Raw genomic sequence first — 19,810 nt, forward strand, 5'->3', positions numbered from 1 at the left:
CAAAGAACCCGGCCAATGCCGGGTTTTTGTTTTCAGGTCGTGGCCAGATACTCTCGGAAACTTTCCAGGAGCTGCGGCCGGGTGAAGGGTTTCTGGATATAGCCGACCGCGCCGGCACGCCTGGCACGCATGAGGAGCCCCACATCGAACTCGCACATGCAAAGCAGGATGACGGGCTTGCGCTCAGCCTTCAACGCCATCAGGCACGCGATCAAATCGCAGGAATCCATGTCCGGAAGAAGATAATCGACGACAACGATATCGGGCATCTCATGGGCGCAGATATCGAGGGCGTCGTCAGCGCTGGCAGCCTCGGCGACCAGCATTTCAGGCCCGGAAAGAACCTTTTTTGCCACCAGCCGGATCACGCTGGAGTCATCAACAATCAGACAGCGTTTCATCGCCGTACCCGCCAAGCCACTATCTCCTTCATCGGCCCACATTGAAAGCGGCCGCGATGATCATGGCAGGCCATGCGATAAAATTTCCCTAAGCGGCCTTGAGGACGATTTCTTCCGGGGACGCATGAATGGAGATTGTTGCGCCGGTCTCACGGGCAAGCAGGAGCGTATAGTAGAATTGGACGCTGTGCGCGTCGATGGCTTCGTCAAGCTGGCGTCCCGCGTGAAGGTCCAGAAACTTCGCCGGCACGCGGACCATGGGGCCATGCGCCGTGATGGTGAAGAGTGGTGATGCGTCCAGGTTTTCCAGCCGGACTGTAAGTTTTCCGCCGCGGGGAATGGCGGCGTTGGCGATGAGCAGGAGGTTCAGGAGGAGCTTGACCCTGTTCTTGGGCAGGAACGCCCGGCCGCCGATCCATTCCAGATCGGGCTTCTCGTTGCGGATGAAAGCCGTGGCGACAGCTTCTGCATCTCCCGTGTCGATCTGCATGCCGGCCGAGCCTGCCGCGCCGAAGGCGATGCGGGCAAATTGCAGGCGTGCCGATGCGTTGACGGCGCTTGCCCGGATAAGCTGCATCGCATCCTCATCCGTGCCGCCTTCGTCCAGCAGCTCCAGCCCGTTATTGATCGCTCCGACCGGTGAAATGATGTCGTGACACACGCGGCTGCACAGAAGGGCGGCGAGATCCGGCGCGCTCAGCGTGAAAATGTCCGTCATTGTTCAACATCCCCTATGGCAAATCGCGGGAAAGAGAAGGCGGAGAGCCCATGCGCGAATCACAGTCCCACGGATAACACTCTTGGTTACACATGAGCGCATTTCTGGGCAATAAACCGTGCGCCGCAACTGGACGAATGCAGGAATTTCCATTCTTTAGTCCGGTAATTGCAACGCGCTTAATGGTTGAAAAAGGATTACGGCCTACTCTCGCATTGTCCGGATCCGGGGCGTCTGGGCGTTACGCTTAGGTGCTTACAAGGAGTTGAACCGATGCTATCCAACTTGTTCAGCCGCGCTCAAACGCGCCTTGCCGTCCTGGCTATGTTGGCATTGGTTGCGGCGATCCTGTTGCCGCAGCCTTCAGCCCGCGCCCAGGACAACAACGGCTATTCGATGGAGGAGATCGTCGAGGCCGGCGGTAATTTCTTTGGCGCGACGACGGGCGGCCTTGCCACATTGGTGGAGAAGATCTTCTCCACCTACGGTCTTCCCAACGGTTATGTGCTCGGCCAGGAAGGCTCGGGCGCGCTGGTGGGCGGGCTTACCTATGGCGAGGGCACGCTCTACACGAAGAATGCCGGCGATCATGCGACATACTGGCAGGGACCATCGATCGGCTGGGATTTCGGCGGCCAGGGCTCGCGCGTGATGATCCTGGTCTACAATCTCGACCAGGTTAACAGCCTTTATAGGAGATATGCCGGCGTAGCGGGCTCGGCCTATATCGTTGCAGGGCTCGGCTTCAACGTGCTCAAGAACGGGCCGGTGCTGATAGTGCCGATCCGTACCGGCGTCGGCGCCAGGCTTGGCGTCAATATCGGTTATCTCAAGCTGACGGCGCGGCCGACTTGGAATCCCTTCTGATATGCAAATAAGCAACTGAATTTCTGGCGTCGTCATGGCACACTACTGAAACCAACGCCCCCGGATCCTTCGCCCGTGATTGAAAACACCCTTTTCTTCGCTCTCGGTTTCCTGGTCTCGGCGACTCTCGCGCTGTTCCTGTCGCCTGTCCTGTGGCGCCGCGCGGGCGAGCTCATGCGCCGTCGCATCGAGGCGACCCTGCCGATGACGCGCGAGGAGCTGGAGGCCGAGATCGATGCCGTCAAGGCCGAGCATGTGATGGCCATGCGCCTTCTCGAGATGAAGAACGAATCCCTGAGAAGAAAAGCGGCGGACGATCTCGTTGAACTGAATGTCCTGCGGGAGAAGGTGGAGAAGCTGAAGGAATATGATGCGGCGATGGTCGCGCTGGAGGCGGAACGCAACGATCTTACGGCGCAGCTTGCCGAACGGGATGCGGAACTGCAGAAGAGGGCGAAAAAGATCGCGCAGTTGGAGCGCCAACTTCAGAAGCGCGAGAGGGAGATTGAAGAGCTTTCAAGCCTGTATGAGGAAGCAAGCCTGACGGCGAGCACACGGCAGATCGATCTGGTGGCGCGGGAAGCCAGCATTGAGCAGCTCAACGACTCCGTCAGTCTCCTGCGCACCCAGCGCAAGGAAGCTGACCGGCTGATCCGCGACGCGATGGCGAAAAAGGCGGCCGCCGACGAGGCGCTGCTTATCGAGCGAGCTCGTGCCGACGATCTGGAACGCAAGCTGGACAGCATGATTGCCGCTCTTTCCACCCGTGAGGAGAAGCTCGAACGCAGGGAGAAAGAGTTGGCGCGCTTGAAGCGGAAGCTCGAAGCTATGGATGACAACAACACCGAAACGGAAGACGTGGGTGAAGAGAGGGCGCGGCTCGAAGCGCAGGTCGCCGAGCTTTCGTTGAAGCTTTCATCCTTGCTGGCCCCCAAAGGGAGGGGTGGAAAGCCATCAGCCCTTCGAAAGCCAGAGATGGAACGGCTGCAGTCTCGGCTCGCCGTGCTGATGCGCGAGAACAAGAGACTTCGCGCGGAACTCGCCGGGGCCGCCCACAGCGATCAGGCGGACGACGGAGCGCTGCGCGAACGTGTTTCGGACCTCGCGGCCAATATGGTTGATGTGGTGGCCACATTGGAAGGCCCGGATTCGCCAATCGAAAAAGCACTCTCCCAGCAGGAACCGAACGGGAAGGACGATCGGCCGCTTAGCCTTGCCGATCGCGTGAGGAGTTTGCGCGGCCGCTCGGCGGCGGGGTGATCATCGCCACAGCCGATGAAGAGCAATGGCAGTGGCCGCTGCGACGTTGAGGCTATCGAAATCATTTCGCATCGGAATTCGTACGGAGGGCAAGCGCGCAAGCAGCGCTGCGGGTAAGCCGGGCCCTTCCGCTCCAAGAAGGACCGCTGTTCGCGGAGCACGTTTGACCGTCTCGATCTCCCTTTCTCCGCTCGGGCTGAGCGCGAGGATATCGAATCCGCGTGCCGTCAATGTTTCGATCAGCGTGGAGGCATCGCCACCTCGCGCGAACGGCACTTTTAGGACCGCACCCACCGAAACGCGGATTGCCTTGCGGTAAAGCGGGTCGCAGCAGTGGCTGTCCAGAAGGATGGCATCCGCACCGAAGGCGGCGGCGTTACGGAAGATTGCACCCATATTGTCGTGGTTGGCGATGCCGGAAAGCGCCACCACCAGCGCGCGGGCCGGCGGGGCGGTGATAAGTTCATCCGCGCTATCCTCCTCGCCGCGCAGGCCTATCGCAAGCACGCCGCGGTGCATGTGAAAGCCGGCGATCGCGTCCATGACGGCGCTGCCCGCCACATAGAGGGGGACGTGTTCCGGGATGCGGGCAAGCAGCTCCTCCATGCCCGCCACGCGGTTCTCGAGCAGGAGCACGGATTCCGCCGAGAAGCGCGAGGTGGAGAAGAGCACGTTCAACACGACCTTGCCCTCCGCCACGAAGCGGCCTTGCCGTCCGATGAGGTCACGTTCGCGGATATCGCGATAGGAGGCGATGCGCGGGTCGTCAGGGGAATCGATGCGGATGAGCGGATGGGGCATGGGTTGGAGTATAGGGTTGAAGTGATGGCGAGTGGTCGAATTATCTCAGGCTATATCCTAACGGCGGCGCGAAGTGGCATCGTCATCTCCATATGAGATCGTGTTGGAGTTATCGGCTCCTTCTCAAGCACCACGCGCCATCTTCGCCATTTCGACAAGCGCCGGCCGCATCTCGGAGGCGTCCCCAAGCGGGGCTTTAAAGAAGACGCGGCGTACCTCGTCGCCCTTTGCAAGGTCGATGCCCTCGGGATCTATGCCGGTCAAGAGCCACCTGCCGCGTTCGGCGCCTGTGAAGTGAACGGCATAGTTTTCCACCGCATCCGCATGATCCTCGTTCATATGGTCGACGGCGCGCTGCTCCATCTCCAGGAAAGCGTGCAGAGGGCCACCGGTCAAAAGCTCCTCACGCTTCAGCCTATAGGCGCGGGCAAAGCCGCCGTTGAGAAGGGCGCTTTCCGGTGAAAGCCGGAAGAAGGAAAAATCAGGAAAATCAACGTAAAGTTTGCCCTTCGGATGCCTGTTCAGGTAGCGGCGGGCAGCATGGCCGTGCTCGGGCGTTCCCCGTTCGAGCTTTTCGGCGCGCGCCTTGATTGTCAGGCGCGGGTGGGCGAGGGGATCGCCCTTGCCGGGTTCGCCAACCAGCAACGAGCAGCGAGGATCGGCGGTAAGCGCTTTCGTGTGGGCGGAAAGGGCGGAGACCAGGATGAGCGGCGTTCCATCCATATCGCTTGCCACTGCCACGCGCGTTGCAAGTGGTGCGCCATCCGCCGGATCGAGGGTCGCGAGCGCTCCGAAACGGGCGGAGCGCAGCAGGGTCTTTGCCAGCCGGATCGCCTCGGCATCCGTCTCCAGGATCGGGTCGGTCTGTTCCTTTTCCATTTTGCTCCCCTTTCTTTCCTCGAATTGCGCAGCCGTCGCAGCTCCGCAAGTCTTTTCGTCGCGAGCTTGCTTTTCCGCGAGGCGGAAGCATTTCCCAGTGGCCGGGCGGGGATATCACTCTAGCTAAGCTTGCCACGGATATCGATCGGGCTCCGCTCATCGTTACAGCCACAAGCAAAGGCATTCGAATGGATTATGATGTGATCGTGGTCGGCGGCAGCTATGCCGGCCTTGCGGCGGCACTGCAGCTCGGGCGCGCACGCCGCCGTGTGCTGGTGATAGACGAGGGACAGCCCCGCAACCGCTTTGCCAAGAGCTCCCACGGGTTTCTGACGCAGGACGGCGCATCTCCCAACGAGATCGCCGCACGCGGCCGCGCGGAAGTGATGGCCTACCCCACCGTGGAGTGGAAACAGGGCAGGGCCGAAACCGCGGGGAGGGGAGAGGAGGGCTTCCTCGTGGGAACTTCAACCGGCGACAGCTATGAAGCACGGCGCCTGATCCTCGCAACCGGTGTCGTCGATGACCTGCCGCAGGTTCCCGGCCTCGCGGAGCGTTGGGGAAAGAGCGTCTTCCACTGCCCTTATTGCCATGGGTACGAACTCGAAGGCGGACGCATCGGCGTGCTTGCCTCCCAGCCGGCGTCGATGCATCACGCGCTGCTGCTGCCCGAGTGGGGCAAGACCATCTTCTTCCTCAACGGCATTTTTGCGCCGACCGAGAAAGAGCAGGCGGAGCTGAACCGGCGCGACGTGGTGATGGAGACCGGATTGATCGAGAGGATCGACGGCGAGGCCGATGTTGTAATGAGCGACGGGAGGGTGTTCTCGCCTGCCGCCCTCTTCACCGCCACGATCACGCGCCTTTCGGGCACGCTCGCCGAGCAGCTCGGCTGCGAGCTGGACCAGGGAGCCGTCGGCACGTTCATCAAGACCAATTCCTTCAAGGAGACGTCTGTGCCGGGGGTGTTCGCCTGCGGTGATGCCGGCCGGCCGGCGGGCTCCGTCCCGCTTGCCGTGGGCGAAGGAACCTTGGCGGGGATCGGGGCGCACCAGTCGCTGGTGTTTCCGGAGGGGTAGAGCAAACATCGGAAAAGGTTATCGCCGGCGTCGGCAATGCCTCTGACGTGCGGCTTGCCGCGGGCCTGCATTGTGATGGAGCCCAAAACCGCCTATCTGAAATGGACTTGGCGCCGGCGAGGCGCTGTCGTGTCAGGGGGTGCCGGTGCTCGAATCCATCGTTGGTTTCTTTACGCGGGTGTTTGCGGCCATCGGCAAGGGGATCGGCTGGTTCATCTACTGGCTTGCATGGCCGTTCATGGCACTCGGGCGCTGGTTCATGCGAAGCGGATGGATCGCACGCGGCGTCGTAGCCGCTTTTCTCGTCATCTTTGTCGGGCTCTACATTTATTTCTTCTCGCAGACCCAGGTCTGGACCGGCTTCAACCCGGACTATGTACAGGCCTATGACGCCGACAGACGTGGAGCAGCGCCCGGCGAACAGCTGGCGGCGACGTCCGCAGGGCAGGCACCGCAAAGCTGTGCTCCTTCAGCCATCGCAGAGGTGGCGGCCGATCTCACGGACTTCAACGTCAACCAGAATGCCTGGATCTCTTCGATGATCCTCTACAAGCTGGGCTTCTTCGGCCTGGACTGGGACAGCACGCCCTATTTCGACAACAAGGCTTCGTTCCAGCGGGGCGTGAACCAGGCGGTCCGCCGCACCACGGTGGAACTGGTGGACGCGCTGGGCCGCGTCCGCGGCACGTCCCAGATCGATAGCGATCTGCAGAAGGCGCGCGAGAGCATGCAGTTCAGCGAAGACGCCTGGTATTTCGGTCTCAATCCCTTCGGCCCGAAAACGCCGACGCCAAGCTTCTACCGAACCGCCATTTCGTCTCTGCGCAGCTTCAATACGCGTCTCGCAAACTGCGAGGCCACGTTTGACGCGCGCGCCGACAATCTCATCCAGTTCCTCGATCGCATCGCCAGCGATCTGGGCTCGACATCGGCCATTCTGCGCGAGCGGTCGGAGAACTATAACGCCGGCTGGCTGGATACCCGCGCGGATGACCGGTTCTGGTTCGCCTATGGCCAGCTCTACGGCTATTACGGGATACTGCACGCGGCAAGGATCGATTTTGACGGCGTCATTACGCAGCGTTCGCTGGGGCCTCTCTGGGATCAGACCGAAAGCCAGTTTCGCGCCGCCCTCAACATCACTCCCTTCATCATATCCAACGGGCGGGAAGACGGCTGGATAATGCCGACGCATCTTGCCACGATGGGATTTTACATCCTGCGTGCGCGCTCGAACCTGGTCGAGCTGAGGGATGTTCTGGATAGATGAGTGACGACTAGGAAGTAGCGAATAGCGGATTGGGCCGGTTGACAGGCCCGCGCCCATTCGGGCCATCTATTCGCTAATTCCTACTTGCTATTCGCGGGGGGTGCTCATGGCAGATGTGAAGTCAGATATCGAGATCGCCCGCGCGGCGAGGAAGAAGCCGATCCAGGAGATTGGGGCGGGGCTGGGCATCGCGTCTGAGCACCTTCTGCCTTACGGCCACGACAAGGCGAAGGTGTCGGCCGAGTTTATCGCTGAGGCTCGAAAAAGGCCGGACGGAAGGCTGATCCTCGTCACCGCGATTAATCCGACCCCGGCAGGCGAGGGCAAGACGACCACAACGGTCGGCCTTGGCGACGGCCTCAACCGCATCGGCAAGAAGGCGATCGTCTGCATCCGCGAAGCCTCGCTCGGCCCCTGCTTCGGCATGAAGGGCGGGGCGGCGGGCGGCGGTTACGCGCAGGTGATCCCGATGGAAGACATCAACCTCCACTTCACCGGCGATTTTCATGCGGTCACCTCCGCCCACAATCTGCTCTCTGCCCTGATCGACAACCACATCTATTGGGGAAATGAGCTTGGCATCGACACGCGCCGGGTGACCTGGCGGCGCGTGATGGATATGAACGACCGCGCGCTGCGTGAGATCGTCTGCTCCCTCGGCGGTGTCGCCAACGGCTATCCGCGCGAAGGGGGATTTGACATCACCGTCGCCTCGGAGGTGATGGCGATCCTTTGCCTGGCAAAGGATCTCGGCGATCTCGAAAAACGGCTGGGTGACATCATCGTCGCCTACCGGCGCGACAAAAGCCCTGTCTTCGCGCGCGACCTCAAGGCCGACGGAGCGATGGCCGTCCTCCTCAGGGATGCGTTGCAGCCGAACCTGGTTCAGACGCTGGAAAACAACCCGGCCTTCGTCCATGGCGGGCCTTTCGCCAATATTGCCCATGGCTGCAATTCAGTGATGGCCACGAGCACTGCGCTGAAACTGGCGGACTATGTGGTCACGGAAGCGGGGTTTGGGGCGGACCTCGGCGCCGAGAAGTTCTTCGATATCAAATGCCGGAAGACCGGTCTTAAGCCTGCCGCGGCGGTCATCGTTGCTACCGTGCGCGCGCTTAAAATGAATGGAGGCGTGAAGAAGGAAGATCTCGGCGCGGAAGATGTCGATGCCCTCATCAGGGGATGCGCCAATCTTGGCCGTCACATCGAAAACATAAAGCAGTTCGGCGTTCCAGCTATCGTTGCCATCAACCATTTTGAAACCGACACTCCGGCGGAAATAGAGGCCGTGAGGGCCTATGTGGGGGCGCAAGGCGAAGAGGCGGTGCTTTGCCGGCATTGGGCGGAAGGCTCGGCCGGCATCGAGGAACTGGCTCATAAGGTCGTGGCGTTGGCGGAGAGCCGCGCTTCCCAGTTCGCACCGCTCTATCCCGACAACATGCCGCTGTTCGAAAAGATCAATACGATCGTGCGGCGGATCTACCGAGGTTCACGCGCGGTGGCCGACGGCACCGTGCTCGCCCAGCTTAAGCAATGGGAAGACCAGGGCTATGGGCATCTTCCGGTCTGCATGGCCAAGACCCAATATTCCTTCTCCACCGATTCCAATCTGCGCGGGGCGCCGGTGGATCACGTCGTCCCGGTGCGGGAAGTGCGGCTTTCCGCAGGGGCCGGCTTCGTGGTCGCGATCTGCGGTGAGATCATGACCATGCCGGGCCTGCCGCGCGCGCCCTCGGCCGAGAAGATATTTCTCAATGAGGCCGGCTACATAGAAGGTCTTTTTTAATCAGAACAATAGGTCAGGCCGCGTTTGGGCCCGGATCATCTCCGTCCGGACGCTTTAGAGACTTCTGGTGAAGGCCGGTTTCCGCCTGATTTCCACCTTCGCTAACGCGGAACCTGGAGCCCTTAGCTGCATCCAAGTCCCTTATTCTTGCGGCGCGCTCCGGCTGATAGTGGATGGCGGTTACCTGAAGGATTTCGACGAGCGACCGGCCTCGGGAAACGGGTGTCATCTGTCCTTCAGTCAATCCCAATAGCGCCAGTCCGCGTATGGTCGTGATCGGCAGGAAATAGCCGAGCGGACCGCGCGACCGGTCACGGCATATTATGCGTGTCTCCGGCATACCGTTACCCACGCGAAAGCTGATGCGGCTGTTGAGCGTCACGACGTCGTCCGGTGTGACTTCCGGCCGCGTCACGCGCGCCGTTTCAAGCTTGTGACGCAAAAGCATGGTCATCGCTTCGTTGCGGTCGCGATGTTCCTCGAACATCTGCTGGAGTGTCTCAAAGTCCCTTGTTGTAAGCGTACAGCCCCGTTTTCCCCACACGACAATCTCCAAGGCCCCGCGGTTTGGCGCGGACCGTAAGTTGACAAACTGGTGAGACCACCCCTGCGCCAGCGTTTATCGGCGCAGGGGCTTGTTGCCGTTTTGGAGAGTGCCTGCGAAGAAGAGGAGCCTCAGGCTCATGACTGTCCGTCGCTACCAGACTTGCTGATGTTAATGACCTTCAGGCGGTGAACCCGACCGTCACGCGCCGTCCAGTCGATCGTCTGGTTCACGGAAAGGCCGATCAGCGCGGTTCCGACGGGCGTTGTCACTGAAACCCTTCCCTGCGCGATGTCAGCTTCTCCGGGATAGACGAGGGAAACGGTCTGCGGCTCGCCGTCATCAGCGGTATAAGTCAAAGTTGAACCCATCCGCACGACTGTGTCAGGCAAGGCCGCATCTTCCACGACGCGGGCCCGCTCCAACTCTGAGATCATCGTTTCGGCGAGCACCGGATCCCGGTTCTCCATTGCCGTCGCCAGCCCCAGAAGCCGGTCGTGGTCCGTTCTTGAAATTGTGATGCTTGGCTTGCGCTTACTGTGCATAGGTTCACCCATTGAGCCGAGATCTGCCCGGCCAATTTCTTGTTCTTGCTGGATGCGCCTGCTGCGAGCCGCCGATTAGAACCGGCCCATCGCGCCCCGAGGTTCGGGGGCGCAGAGCCCGAACCCGGGGTTAGTGTCCGGCGATGGGACAGACCCTAAAAAGAAAGAATATGCGGGGTGCGGTTTCGCTCATAGGTTTAACTTGGGCCACCGGACTTTCAATGTCAAGGACGGCGAATGAAGGGGGTCTGCCGCAAACGGCCGAAGCGAAAGCCCTCTGGCATGGCCGCGCGCACCATCATCATTTCGCCAATGGTCTCGTGCGTGAGCAAGCCGACAAGCCGGCCGCCGCTGTCCACCACGGCGACGGCGGGCGCGCTTTTCTCCTGCATCAGCCGGAACCCGTCAGTAAGGCTCTGAAGACGGTGAACGCTCGGCACATCCGTGCGCATCACGCTCACCACCGGCGCGTCGGGCCCTGTCTCCTTCAAGGCGGCGATCATGTCGTTTCGGGTGAGCAGACCGGTCAGATGACCATCGGCGTCGAGCACGGGGAATTCGCTCTGCGTGGTCGCCAGCAGGCGGTCGATGGCCTCGGCGATGGTCGATGAGCGCTCGAGAGAGGCGAATTCCGTCACCATCACATCGCCCGTCAGCACGCTGTTTGAGATGTCCCGGATCTGCGCGTTCTGCGCCTCGGCGGCGGCGGCGAGATAGACGAAGATTGCGATGAAGATGAGCAGCGGATTGTAGAATAGACCGAGAAAGCCGAACAGGAAGGCGAGCCCCTGGCCGATATTGGCAGCGATCTGCGTGGCGCGCGCCCAGGTCATGCGCGTGGCGAGAATGGCGCGCAACACCCTGCCGCCATCCATGGGAAAGGCGGGGATCATGTTGAAGAGCACGAGAAACACGTTCACGCCGGCAAGCCGCACGAGAAAGCTCGTGCGCGGATTTTCCACCTGCATCATCTGCTCTATTCCGGCGGAACCGCCCACCGCTAGGAAAATAATCGCCGCGATAATCACATTGACCAGCGGGCCCGCCACCGCGATCACAAATTCCTGGCCGGGCTCTTCCGGCATGCGCTCGAGTCGGGCGAGCCCGCCGATCGGAAGAAGTGTGATATCTGGCGTCTTGATGCCGTATCGGCGGGCGGCGAACGCATGGCCGAATTCGTGCAGCACGACACAGGCGAAGACCGCGATGATAAAGGCCACGCCCTCCCATGCGGCGGCCGCGCCGCCGATCCGGTAATGCATGAACCAGATCCAGACGAGCAGCAGCAGGAACGTCACATGCACGCGCACAACGGTGCCGCTGAACTTACCGATATTGAATGACCAGGCCATGTTGCCGCGCCCCTGCCGGAATGGATGAGAAATACATATTAAAGACATTTGGAACGACGACGTTATTTTCAAGCCGCTGAAATGATGGAGGCTCAATGAACCTGGTTACCGGAGGGATGGTCGAATGGGCGACCCGCATAGTCCGAGGCATGCAGCACCGGCCCGGATCGGTGCTGCCGGTCGCTGTCATCGGCATCATGGGGCTGGGCCTTTATGCCTTCCTGTCGCTCGCCGACGAAATGGCCGAGGGCGAGATCCGCGCCTGGGACGAGAGGCTCTTCCTCGCTTTCCGCAATCCGGCCGATCCCGCCAATCCGCTCGGTCCGCCCTGGCTGGAGGAGGCGGCGCTGGAGGTGACCGCGCTCGGCGGCTACACCCTGATCATCCTCACCGTCGCCGCCGTGGTGGGACTGCTCCTCGTCACGCGACGCCATGGCCCGGCTCTTTACACGATCCTGTCGGTCGGAACAGGCTCGCTTGCCTCGTTCCTCTCCAAACAGTTCTACGACCGGGCGAGGCCGGATCTCGTCCCGCAGCTCGACATAGTGCATACGGCGAGCTTCCCGAGCGGACATGCGATGGTGACCACCGTCGCTTATCTCACGCTCGCGGCCCTTGTTATCCGCTTCGTTCACGACCTGCGCGTGAGAATCTACGTGGCTGGGGTGGCGGTCTTCGTCTCCTTGATTGTGGGTGTAAGCCGCGTCTATCTCGGGGTCCATTGGCCAAGCGATGTTGCCGCCGGATGGGCGCTCGGGGTTGCGTGGGCAAGCCTCGTCTGGCTTCTCGTGGCCGTTCTGCAGTTCCTGCGCAGGAAGCGCACGGTTCGGTCGGAAGAGTGAGGAAACAGTTGCGCGAATGCCGGTTCGCCGCTATGGAAATGCTATGAGCATGGTTCTAAACGCAAAGCTTTGGTGGTGGGCCCGCTAACGAGCGGCCGGCGCTAGCATGAGCGTTTGAACTTCGACGATGGCCGCAGGTGAAAACCGGGCGGCCATTTTAGTTTGGGGCTTCCCGGCGGCATCTTGAAACGGGAGCAGGAGATGAGCTTGGAAGTCTTGGAAGACGGCAGCGAGCGCTTCGTCACGGCGGGCGGTATCGCGATTACCCGTTCGCGCATGGAGGTGCCTTACGGCGGCGCAATCGACGCCTATATCGACGCGCTCGACAGCCGCCGAGGGGCGGTGTTTTCCTCCAATTACGAGTATCCAGGCCGCTATACGCGCTGGGATACGGCCATTGTCGATCCTCCACTTGTGATTTCCGCGCGTGGCCGCGCCATGAAGATCGAGGCGCTGAACAGGCGCGGTGAAGCGATGCTGCCTGCCATCGCCGGCGTCGTCGAGGCGCTGCCGGAGGTAACCATGGCCCTCGCGCAGCCGCGGCTGATCACGGTCGATGTGTCCGAGCCGACGGAGGTCTTTGCGGAGGAGGAGCGCTCCCGCGTTCCTTCCGTCTTCACCGTGCTTCGCGCCATCACCAATCTCTTCCACACGGACAACGACAGCAATCTCGGACTCTACGGCGCGTTCGGCTACGATCTTGCCTTCCAGTTTGACCCGGTGAAGCTGCGGCTCGACCGGCCGGAGAGCCAGCGCGATCTGGTGCTGTTCCTGCCCGACGAGATCCTCGTGGTCGATCACTACACGGCCAAGGCATGGCATGACCGCTACGACTATGCGGGCGAGGGCTTTTCCACCGAGGGCCTGCCGCGGGAGGGCCGTGAGGAGCCGTTCCAGAAGCCGTTGAAAGTGCCGCCGCGCTGCGATCATGAGCCTGGCGAATATGCGAGCCTCGTCGAGAAGGCGAAAGAGAGTTTTCGGCGCGGCGACCTCTTCGAGGTGGTGCCGGGGCAGATGTTTTTCGAGCAATGCCAGAACCCGCCCTCGGCCATCTGCCGCAGGCTGAAGCAGATCAATCCATCGCCCTATTCCTTCTTCATCAATCTCGGTGAGGGGGAATATCTCGTCGGCGCCTCGCCGGAGATGTTCGTGCGTGTGTCGGGCCGGCGCGTTGAGACCTGCCCGATCTCCGGCACCATCAAGCGCGGCGACGACGCGATCTCCGATTCGGAGCAGATCCTGAAGCTCTTGAACTCCAAGAAGGACGAGTCGGAGCTGACAATGTGCTCGGATGTCGACCGCAACGATAAGAGCCGCGTGTGCGAGCCGGGCTCGGTGCGCGTGATCGGGCGGCGGCAGATCGAAATGTACTCGCGCCTGATCCACACGGTGGACCATATCGAAGGCCGGCTGCGCGAGGGCATGGACGCCTATGATGCGTTCCTCAGCCATGCCTGGGCAGTCACCGTTACTGGCGCGCCGAAGCTCTGGGCCATGCGTTTCATCGAGGAGAACGAGAAGAGCCCGCGCGCCTGGTATGGCGGGGCGGTCGGCATGGTCCATTTCAACGGCGACATGAACACGGGCCTGACGCTGCGCACCATACGCATCAAGGACGGCATCGCCGAAGTGCGGGCAGGGGCGACGCTTCTCTTCGATTCCAATGGAGAGGAAGAGGAGGCCGAAACGGAACTCAAGGCTTCTGCAATGCTTTCGGCCATTCGCGACGCGGGGAAGACGAATATGGCCAATGAAGAACGAGAGACAGCGCGCGTGGGCGAGGGCGTGAAAATCCTCCTGGTGGATCACGAGGACTCCTTCGTGCACACGCTCGCAAACTATTTCCGGCAGACGGGCGCGGAGGTGACGACCGTGCGCACGCCGGTTGCCGAAAGCGTGTTCGAGCGCGTGAAACCGGATCTTGTGGTGCTTTCGCCGGGGCCGGGCACGCCGGAGGACTTCGACTGCACGGCTACGATCAAAAAGGCGCGCGGGCGGGAACTCCCGATTTTCGGCGTCTGTCTCGGCCTGCAGGCGCTGGTGGTTGCCTATGGCGGCGAGCTGCGCCACCTGCACGAGCCGATGCACGGCAAGCCCTCGCGCATCCGCGCCGGCCACAACAGCCTTATCTTCTCGGGTCTGCCGCAGGAGGTGACGGTGGGGCGCTATCACTCGATCTTCGCCGATCCGGTGCGCCTGCCGAAGCCCTTCGTCGTCACGGCAGAGACGGAGGACGGCGTGGTGATGGCGATCGAGCATGAGAGCGAGCCGGTGGCGGCTGTGCAGTTTCACCCCGAATCCATCATGACGCTCGGCCACAATGCCGGCATGCGCATGATCGAGAACGTTGTGGCGCATCTGCCGCGGAAATCCAAGGTGAAGGCGGCGTGACCATGCCGCCTTTTCATAACTCCGCGGCAATGGCCGCCGCGTAGCCAATGCCGAAGCGCTCCAACATCCGCCGTCTGTCCACGTGGACCATCGTGGTCGGCATGGTCATCCTGGTGCTGAAATTCCTTGCCTGGTGGCTGACCGGGTCCGTGGCGCTGCTATCGGATGCCATGGAATCCATCGTCAATGTCGTGGCGTCGCTGGCGGCATGGTACGCGATCCGCGTCTCCTACATCCCGGCGGACGAGAACCATCCCTTCGGGCACCACAAGGCCGAGTACTTCTCGGCGGTTCTCGAAGGCGTGCTCATCGTGCTCGCCGCGCTGCTCATCCTGCGGGAGGCGGCCGATGCCTTTTTCACGCTCCACAGGATCGAGGCGCCGGGCCCGGGCGTGGCGATCAATGCCGTAGCGGCGGTCGGCAACGGCCTCTGGGCTATGGTGCTGATGCGCGAGGGTCGCAAGGCGCGGTCGCCCGCGCTCGTCGCGGATGGGCGGCATCTTTGGGCTGACGTGGTCACCTCGGCGGGGGTAATCGCCGGGCTGTTGTTCGCCCTTGCCACCGGCTGGCTTTGGCTCGATCCGCTGATGGCGGTGATCGTGGCCGTCAACATCATCTGGCATGGTTGGAAGATGTTGAGTTCATCGGTGCAAGGGCTGATGGATGTGGCCGTGGACCCGGCCGACCGTGCCGAGATCGAGCGGCTGATCGCGGAGAACAGCCAAGGAGCGCTGGAATTCCACGACCTGAAAACACGAGAAGCGGGCCGGGCCCGCTTCATCGAATTCCATCTGGTGGTCCCTTCCGAGATGACGGTCGAGCGTTCGCACGACATTTGCGACCGCATCGAACACGCGCTGGGCAGGGAGATGCCGGGAACGCGCGTTGTCATCCATGTGGAGCCGGCGCATAAGGCCAAGCACGCTTGAGAGGGGCGAAGCTTATTTCGCCTTCTTGGTCTGCATCGTCTCGAAGCCATCTGCCACTGCACGTAAGTCCTCCGGAAAATCGTCCATCTCCATGATCTTCCGGATCTCGATGGTCTCATTGGGGCTGCCGGGGCAGCGCTTGGCCCATTCGATCGCCTCTTCCAGCGAGCCTACATCAATGATCCAGAAGCCGCCCAACACTTCCTTAGCCTCGGCGAACGGGCCGTCTGTCACCTCCGGAAGGCCATGTGCGAAGGAGACCCGCGCACCCATGGAGGGTGGGTGCAGACCTTCCGCGGAAACGAGGATGCCAGCCTTCTGAAGTTCCTCGTTGTAGTGCATCATCGGCCCGACGGCATCGGCCTCTGGAAGAGTGCCGGGCTCGGCCGCTTCGTAGCCTTTCGGGATCATCAGCATCATGTAACGCATCGTTTGCTCCTAACGATTGGCCTCGTGATTGCCGGCACAGCGTAACAGCAAAATAGCGAGGTGCGCTGCCGCCCGGCAACCAAAGGACGAGGAAAGGTAGCGATGTCCGACAGCACCCGTTGAAAAACGTGAAAAGGGGATGGCGGATGCCTCGCATACCCGCATCCGTGGAACGCCCTGAAAACTGAGCTTATCCGCCCACCTGGTAGGTGACAATTACAGCGCCGGTCTTGAGGGGGCGCGTGCCTTGAAGGTGCATCTTTAACTGCTGGTCCTGAGGCTTGAACAGCGGATTGCCCCCGCCTAGCACCACTGGCGCGACGCAGATCCGGTATTCATCCACGAGCCCCGCCTTGAGCAGGGAATCGAGCATGTCGGCGCTGCCGAACACAAAAACGTCCTTGCCATCCTCAGCCTTTAGCGCCCTGACCGCCTCGGTAGCATCGCCCTTCAAGAGCCGGGTGTTGTTCCACGTTGCCTCGTCGAGCGTGCGCGTCGCCACCGCCTTCTCGATCGAATTCATCATGTCGGCAATCTCCCCGGTCGCCTTTGTCCAGTAGTCGGCCATGCCCTCATAGGTGCGCCGTCCGAAAAGAAGCGTGCCGATCTCCTTGCCCTGCTCGAGCGAGAACGCCTCCAGCTCGTCTCCCCATATTGTCTCGTGAAAGCTGAGATCCCACGGAGCTTGGCCCTCGAAATAGCCGTCGAGCGTCATTGCGTTCCAGACCACCAATCGTCTCATCGCTTGTCTCCTTTGTCAGTTGGTTTGCTTCTCTCTTCCGGTATCGTTTGTGTGCTCGGCGATCGCGCCGACGATCCCATCCCAATGGCCCGGATGCAATTCGTGGCCGCCCCCGTCGAGCTTCAGCAGGCGGGCGCCGCGAACGGCAGCGGCAAGGGTCTCGCCATGCTCAACCGGGAATACCGGGTCAGCGGTGCCGTGGATGACGAGAAGCGGCACCTTCATCTCGTGCAGCCGGCCTCGCCACGGTTCACCGATCTCGAAGAGGATGCTGTGGTTGGTGGCGCTGAGATAGCCACCCGAGCGGTCGAAGTCGCGTTCGATGAAGGCTCGGGTCCGGGCTTCGTCGAACGGATGTGCCGTGCCCGCAGTCAGGCGCGCATCGTCGACCAGGTACCTGACCGCCTCTGCCCGGTCCGACCAATCCACGTCCAGTTTCATGTGTTCCAACCAAGCCTCGCCGGCTGCAGGAAGGTGGGAGGTGTCCGTCCCAAGCGGCGAAGTGCTGATCGCCGTCAAGGAAAGCACGCGCTCCGGTTTCTTCAGTGCAGCGCCCTGGCCGGCCATGCCGCCAAGCGAAAAGCCGACAATATGTGCGGCGGAAATCCCGTAGCCGTCGAGCACGCGGAAGACGTCATCGACCGCATCGCCATAGCCATAGCGCGGCTGGCCGGGCGGATATTTCGTCGAGAGACCTGTGTCGCGCTGGTCGTAGCGGATCACGAAGCGGCCGCGTCCCGCGAGCCGACGGCAGAATTCCTCCGGCCACCATAACATGGAGGCCATCCCGCCCATGATCAGAACCACCGGAGGGTGCGATTGATCGCCGAATGCCTCCGTGGCGATTTCGATATCATTGGCCTTGACTATGCGCGTATTCATGGTGGCCTCCCTAACTTGATATGAGTCTGATTGCAAATTGCAACTGGTTGCAGGGTAAACGAAACTGATCTTATATTGCAACCGTTTTTTTGGAGAACGCGAATTGACTGCTGAAAGGGAAGAATCCGACACCCATCGTTCGGGCTGCCCCATCAATCTCACGCTCGAAGTGCTGGGGGACAAATGGTCGCTCATCATCGTGCGCGACATGATGTTCGGGAACCGCCGCCACTTCCGCGAACTGCTTTCGCAGAACGAGGAAGGGATCGCGTCGAACATCCTTGCCGACCGGCTGCGGCGGCTCGTGGCCGAGGGCGTCATCTCCAGGGAAGATGACCCGAGCCATAAACAGAAGGCGATCTACAGCCTGACGGAAAAGGGCATCGAGCTTCTGCCGATTTTTGCGATGATCGGCGCCTGGGGGCGCAGGTGGCTGCCTGTCACGGAGGCGCTTTCAATTCGCGCGCAGCTTCTGGAGGAGGGCGGGCCGGCGCTGTGGGAGGAATTCATGGATGAGCTGCGCCAAGAGCATCTGGGCATCCCGACGAAGCAAAGGCCAGGACCGGGCGTGCGCGAGAGGCTATATGCGGCCTATCAGGAGGTGGCGGCGCGGCAGCCCTCGGCGCAGCTCTAAAGATAGGAAGTCACCTTCGGAGACTTATCCCAAGCGTTGTGCCGGCCGTCCTCGTAGATGATAGGCGCGCTAGCCAATTCCGCTTCGGTGGCATCGTCCAGGCAAACTATGTTCACCGCGTAGAAAGCTCCGCCCATGATTTCGAAATCAGCGCTGGCAAAGGGGTGAACACCGCAATGTTTGCAGAACACATGGCCGATCATTTTCTCGCCGAAGCGGTATTCCGTCAAAGCGTCCGCGCCTGAGAGCAATTGGAAATCTTCCGGTGGGACAAAGGCTTTCCAGAATCGTGTTTTCAGGCAAGACGAGCAGTTGCAGCGAAAGGTGGACGTCCACCAAATGCCTGGCCGTGCGGGTTCGGAGCGTTCGCCAGCCGATGCAAGGTCGATATCGGCCGCAAAGCGCACCGCGCCGCAATGGCAGCTTCCGTGGTAGGTCTTCTTCATTCCGGTCCTCCTTATGTGTGAAGACGGGCTCAGTGTCTCACTCTCCCTTTCCTGAAGAGCGAAATGCGAGTCTTTCTCGAGGCTTGGTCGCGGAAGCTCGCATTTCAGCTCAGGTGCTCGGACGCATTTCAACCTGAAAGCGCCGCCAGGTAGTCGGCCAGATTGTCGAGTGTCTCGTTCCAGCCCTCTTCATGCCCATGGCGCGAGGCTTTGGTGACGAAGAAGGCCTGTTGCAGGGTGAGCCGCGTCTTCCCGCCTTCCTCTTTGAGCGTGACGGTCACCACCGTTTCATGACCCGGTGTGCCGTTCTCGTCGTGCCAGGCATGGGTAAAGACGAGGCGTTCGGGTGGCGTTATCTCGCGATATGTGCCGCTCAGCCAATGGTCCTGCCCCTCGGGCGAGCGCATACATGTCTTGAACGAGCCGCCGGTGCGGATATCGCCTTCTGAAAAGGGAAGGGTGAAGCCCTTGGGGCAGCACCAACGGTTCAGGTGTTCGGGCTTGGTCCAAGCTTCGAAGACGAGCGCGCGCGGCGCGTCGAAGAGGCGGGAGATGTAAAGCTCGGCATCGGATTGCCGCGCGGCCGTGGCATCAAGCGTCATCGGATTTCTCCTTGTGCTGGATTTGCATCAGATAGCTGTCGAGCTGGTCAAAGCTTTCTTCCCAGAACCGACGGTAACGCTCCACCCAATCGGCGATTTCCTTCAGCGGGCCAGCTTCCAGCCGGCAGGGGCGCCACTGGGCGTTGCGACCGCGCGAAATGAGGCCGGCGCGCTCCAGCACCTTCAGATGCTTCGATATGGCCGGAAGACTCATGTCGAACGGCTCGGCAAGCTCATTCACCGTCGCTTCGCCAGCCGCGAGCCTCGCGATAATGGCGCGGCGTGTTGGGTCGGCAAGGGCCGAGAAGGCGGCATTCAACGTGTCTGCCTTCGCCATTATTTATCTTTCTAGTTAATTAACTAGATGGTTTATTGCAAAGGACACGCCGTCTGTCAAGCTGCAAGAAGGGG

Annotated in this window: 22 protein-coding genes; 9 read left to right on the forward strand and 13 right to left on the reverse strand. The window is 61.3% G+C overall.

Annotated elements, in window-relative coordinates; genetic code table 11:
- Positions 1–32 precede the first annotated feature (32 nt).
- Positions 33–401 (reverse strand): response regulator, encoded by a 369-nt coding sequence (locus GNP00_RS11000; protein ID WP_011581546.1) that lies wholly within the window; start codon positions 399–401, stop codon positions 33–35.
- Between the two features lie 88 nt (positions 402–489).
- Positions 490–1,119, reverse strand: coding sequence for a histidine phosphotransferase ChpT (chpT, locus tag GNP00_RS11005; protein ID WP_011581545.1), 630 nt, complete (start codon positions 1,117–1,119; stop codon positions 490–492).
- A 273-nt stretch (positions 1,120–1,392) separates the two neighbouring features.
- Between chpT and GNP00_RS11010 the strand changes: the two genes are divergently transcribed.
- Positions 1,393–1,986 (forward strand): DUF1134 domain-containing protein, encoded by a 594-nt coding sequence (locus GNP00_RS11010; RefSeq protein WP_011581544.1) that lies wholly within the window; start codon positions 1,393–1,395, stop codon positions 1,984–1,986.
- Positions 1,987–2,061: 75 nt separating this feature from the next.
- A complete protein-coding gene (locus tag GNP00_RS11015; RefSeq protein WP_011581543.1) occupies positions 2,062–3,246 on the forward strand; it encodes a coiled-coil domain-containing protein in 1,185 nt (394 codons plus the stop codon).
- Here GNP00_RS11015 and GNP00_RS11020 read toward each other — a convergent pair whose 3' ends face one another.
- Positions 3,247–4,047: a TrmH family RNA methyltransferase gene (locus tag GNP00_RS11020; protein ID WP_011581542.1), complete on the reverse strand. Its 801-nt coding sequence runs from the start codon at positions 4,045–4,047 to the stop codon at positions 3,247–3,249.
- 123 nt (positions 4,048–4,170) lie between these two features.
- Complete coding sequence (locus GNP00_RS11025) at positions 4,171–4,926, reverse strand: HugZ family pyridoxamine 5'-phosphate oxidase (RefSeq protein WP_011581541.1); 756 nt, start codon at positions 4,924–4,926, stop codon at positions 4,171–4,173.
- A 188-nt stretch (positions 4,927–5,114) separates the two neighbouring features.
- On the opposite strand from GNP00_RS11025, the gene GNP00_RS11030 reads away from it, so the two are divergent.
- The 3 genes from GNP00_RS11030 (at position 5,115) to GNP00_RS11040 (ending at position 9,061) form a co-directional block, all read left to right on the forward strand.
- Positions 5,115–6,005: an NAD(P)/FAD-dependent oxidoreductase gene (locus GNP00_RS11030; protein ID WP_011581540.1), complete on the forward strand. Its 891-nt coding sequence runs from the start codon at positions 5,115–5,117 to the stop codon at positions 6,003–6,005.
- A gap of 145 nt (positions 6,006–6,150) precedes the next feature.
- On the forward strand, positions 6,151–7,275 hold the full coding sequence (locus GNP00_RS11035; protein WP_011581539.1) for a DUF2333 family protein: 1,125 nt from the start codon (positions 6,151–6,153) through the stop codon (positions 7,273–7,275).
- A gap of 106 nt (positions 7,276–7,381) precedes the next feature.
- The gene (locus tag GNP00_RS11040) at positions 7,382–9,061 is read left to right on the forward strand and encodes a formate--tetrahydrofolate ligase (protein WP_011581538.1); all 1,680 of its coding nucleotides are present in this window, start codon (positions 7,382–7,384) and stop codon (positions 9,059–9,061) included.
- Between the two features lie 13 nt (positions 9,062–9,074).
- On the opposite strand, the gene GNP00_RS11045 is transcribed toward GNP00_RS11040, so the two are convergent.
- The 3 genes from GNP00_RS11045 to GNP00_RS11055 all read right to left on the reverse strand — a co-directional run bounded on the left by GNP00_RS11045 (position 9,075) and on the right by GNP00_RS11055 (position 11,502).
- Positions 9,075–9,548, reverse strand: coding sequence for a GreA/GreB family elongation factor (locus GNP00_RS11045; RefSeq protein ID WP_049764770.1), 474 nt, complete (start codon positions 9,546–9,548; stop codon positions 9,075–9,077).
- A gap of 194 nt (positions 9,549–9,742) precedes the next feature.
- The gene (gene rnk / locus GNP00_RS11050; protein WP_011581536.1) at positions 9,743–10,150 is read right to left on the reverse strand and encodes a nucleoside diphosphate kinase regulator; all 408 of its coding nucleotides are present in this window, start codon (positions 10,148–10,150) and stop codon (positions 9,743–9,745) included.
- A gap of 224 nt (positions 10,151–10,374) precedes the next feature.
- On the reverse strand, positions 10,375–11,502 hold the full coding sequence (locus tag GNP00_RS11055) for a site-2 protease family protein (RefSeq protein ID WP_011581535.1): 1,128 nt from the start codon (positions 11,500–11,502) through the stop codon (positions 10,375–10,377).
- A gap of 95 nt (positions 11,503–11,597) precedes the next feature.
- On the opposite strand from GNP00_RS11055, the gene GNP00_RS11060 reads away from it, so the two are divergent.
- The 3 genes from GNP00_RS11060 (at position 11,598) to GNP00_RS11070 (ending at position 15,664) form a co-directional block, all read left to right on the forward strand.
- The gene (locus tag GNP00_RS11060; RefSeq protein ID WP_011581534.1) at positions 11,598–12,344 is read left to right on the forward strand and encodes a phosphatase PAP2 family protein; all 747 of its coding nucleotides are present in this window, start codon (positions 11,598–11,600) and stop codon (positions 12,342–12,344) included.
- 201 nt (positions 12,345–12,545) lie between these two features.
- Positions 12,546–14,735: an anthranilate synthase gene (locus GNP00_RS11065; protein ID WP_011581533.1), complete on the forward strand. Its 2,190-nt coding sequence runs from the start codon at positions 12,546–12,548 to the stop codon at positions 14,733–14,735.
- A gap of 47 nt (positions 14,736–14,782) precedes the next feature.
- A complete protein-coding gene (locus GNP00_RS11070) occupies positions 14,783–15,664 on the forward strand; it encodes a cation diffusion facilitator family transporter (RefSeq protein WP_011581532.1) in 882 nt (293 codons plus the stop codon).
- 12 nt (positions 15,665–15,676) lie between these two features.
- Here the strand turns inward: GNP00_RS11070 and GNP00_RS11075 are convergent, their stop codons facing one another.
- From GNP00_RS11075 to GNP00_RS11085, 3 genes are all read right to left on the reverse strand, one after another.
- Positions 15,677–16,093 (reverse strand): YciI family protein, encoded by a 417-nt coding sequence (locus tag GNP00_RS11075; protein WP_011581531.1) that lies wholly within the window; start codon positions 16,091–16,093, stop codon positions 15,677–15,679.
- 190 nt (positions 16,094–16,283) lie between these two features.
- Positions 16,284–16,835, reverse strand: a complete 552-nt coding sequence (locus GNP00_RS11080; protein ID WP_011581530.1) for a dihydrofolate reductase family protein — start codon at positions 16,833–16,835, stop codon at positions 16,284–16,286.
- Positions 16,836–16,850: 15 nt separating this feature from the next.
- Positions 16,851–17,717 (reverse strand): alpha/beta fold hydrolase, encoded by an 867-nt coding sequence (locus tag GNP00_RS11085; protein ID WP_011581529.1) that lies wholly within the window; start codon positions 17,715–17,717, stop codon positions 16,851–16,853.
- Positions 17,718–17,820: 103 nt separating this feature from the next.
- Here GNP00_RS11085 and GNP00_RS11090 point away from each other — a divergent pair, with 103 nt between their 5' ends.
- Positions 17,821–18,351 (forward strand): winged helix-turn-helix transcriptional regulator, encoded by a 531-nt coding sequence (locus GNP00_RS11090; RefSeq protein WP_011581528.1) that lies wholly within the window; start codon positions 17,821–17,823, stop codon positions 18,349–18,351.
- Here GNP00_RS11090 and GNP00_RS11095 read toward each other — a convergent pair.
- The 3 genes from GNP00_RS11095 to GNP00_RS11105 form a co-directional block, all read right to left on the reverse strand.
- Positions 18,348–18,797 (reverse strand): GFA family protein, encoded by a 450-nt coding sequence (locus GNP00_RS11095; protein ID WP_011581527.1) that lies wholly within the window; start codon positions 18,795–18,797, stop codon positions 18,348–18,350. The genes GNP00_RS11090 and GNP00_RS11095 overlap by 4 nt on opposite strands.
- Before the next feature lie 128 nt (positions 18,798–18,925).
- Positions 18,926–19,399: an SRPBCC family protein gene (locus GNP00_RS11100; RefSeq protein ID WP_011581526.1), complete on the reverse strand. Its 474-nt coding sequence runs from the start codon at positions 19,397–19,399 to the stop codon at positions 18,926–18,928.
- A complete protein-coding gene (locus GNP00_RS11105) occupies positions 19,389–19,736 on the reverse strand; it encodes an ArsR/SmtB family transcription factor (RefSeq protein WP_011581525.1) in 348 nt (115 codons plus the stop codon). The genes GNP00_RS11100 and GNP00_RS11105 overlap by 11 nt, the downstream gene beginning before the upstream one ends.
- Positions 19,737–19,810: the final 74 nt, after the last annotated feature.

The organism is Chelativorans multitrophicus, assembly GCF_011317445.1.
Taxonomy (GTDB): Bacteria; Pseudomonadota; Alphaproteobacteria; order Rhizobiales; family Rhizobiaceae; genus Chelativorans; species Chelativorans multitrophicus.

Excerpts from the sequence above, each read along its gene's own strand:
- GNP00_RS11030 (WP_011581540.1), top strand. The coding sequence starts at position 5,115 with ATGGATTATGATGTGATCGTGGTCGGCGGCAGCTATGCCGGCCTTGCG.
- GNP00_RS11045 (WP_049764770.1), bottom strand. The coding sequence starts at position 9,548 with ATGTTCGAGGAACATCGCGACCGCAACGAAGCGATGACCATGCTTTTG.
- GNP00_RS11025 (WP_011581541.1), bottom strand. The coding sequence starts at position 4,926 with ATGGAAAAGGAACAGACCGACCCGATCCTGGAGACGGATGCCGAGGCG.
- GNP00_RS11095 (WP_011581527.1), bottom strand. The coding sequence starts at position 18,797 with ATGAAGAAGACCTACCACGGAAGCTGCCATTGCGGCGCGGTGCGCTTT.
- GNP00_RS11080 (WP_011581530.1), bottom strand. The coding sequence starts at position 16,835 with ATGAGACGATTGGTGGTCTGGAACGCAATGACGCTCGACGGCTATTTC.
- GNP00_RS11010 (WP_011581544.1), top strand. The coding sequence starts at position 1,393 with ATGCTATCCAACTTGTTCAGCCGCGCTCAAACGCGCCTTGCCGTCCTG.
- GNP00_RS11070 (WP_011581532.1), top strand. The coding sequence starts at position 14,783 with ATGCCGAAGCGCTCCAACATCCGCCGTCTGTCCACGTGGACCATCGTG.
- GNP00_RS11100 (WP_011581526.1), bottom strand. The coding sequence starts at position 19,399 with ATGACGCTTGATGCCACGGCCGCGCGGCAATCCGATGCCGAGCTTTAC.
- GNP00_RS11000 (WP_011581546.1), bottom strand. The coding sequence starts at position 401 with ATGAAACGCTGTCTGATTGTTGATGACTCCAGCGTGATCCGGCTGGTG.
- GNP00_RS11020 (WP_011581542.1), bottom strand. The coding sequence starts at position 4,047 with ATGCCCCATCCGCTCATCCGCATCGATTCCCCTGACGACCCGCGCATC.
- GNP00_RS11075 (WP_011581531.1), bottom strand. The coding sequence starts at position 16,093 with ATGCGTTACATGATGCTGATGATCCCGAAAGGCTACGAAGCGGCCGAG.
- GNP00_RS11085 (WP_011581529.1), bottom strand. The coding sequence starts at position 17,717 with ATGAATACGCGCATAGTCAAGGCCAATGATATCGAAATCGCCACGGAG.
- chpT (WP_011581545.1), bottom strand. The coding sequence starts at position 1,119 with ATGACGGACATTTTCACGCTGAGCGCGCCGGATCTCGCCGCCCTTCTG.
- GNP00_RS11040 (WP_011581538.1), top strand. The coding sequence starts at position 7,382 with ATGGCAGATGTGAAGTCAGATATCGAGATCGCCCGCGCGGCGAGGAAG.
- GNP00_RS11105 (WP_011581525.1), bottom strand. The coding sequence starts at position 19,736 with ATGGCGAAGGCAGACACGTTGAATGCCGCCTTCTCGGCCCTTGCCGAC.
- rnk (WP_011581536.1), bottom strand. The coding sequence starts at position 10,150 with ATGCACAGTAAGCGCAAGCCAAGCATCACAATTTCAAGAACGGACCAC.
- GNP00_RS11060 (WP_011581534.1), top strand. The coding sequence starts at position 11,598 with ATGAACCTGGTTACCGGAGGGATGGTCGAATGGGCGACCCGCATAGTC.
- GNP00_RS11065 (WP_011581533.1), top strand. The coding sequence starts at position 12,546 with ATGAGCTTGGAAGTCTTGGAAGACGGCAGCGAGCGCTTCGTCACGGCG.
- GNP00_RS11055 (WP_011581535.1), bottom strand. The coding sequence starts at position 11,502 with ATGGCCTGGTCATTCAATATCGGTAAGTTCAGCGGCACCGTTGTGCGC.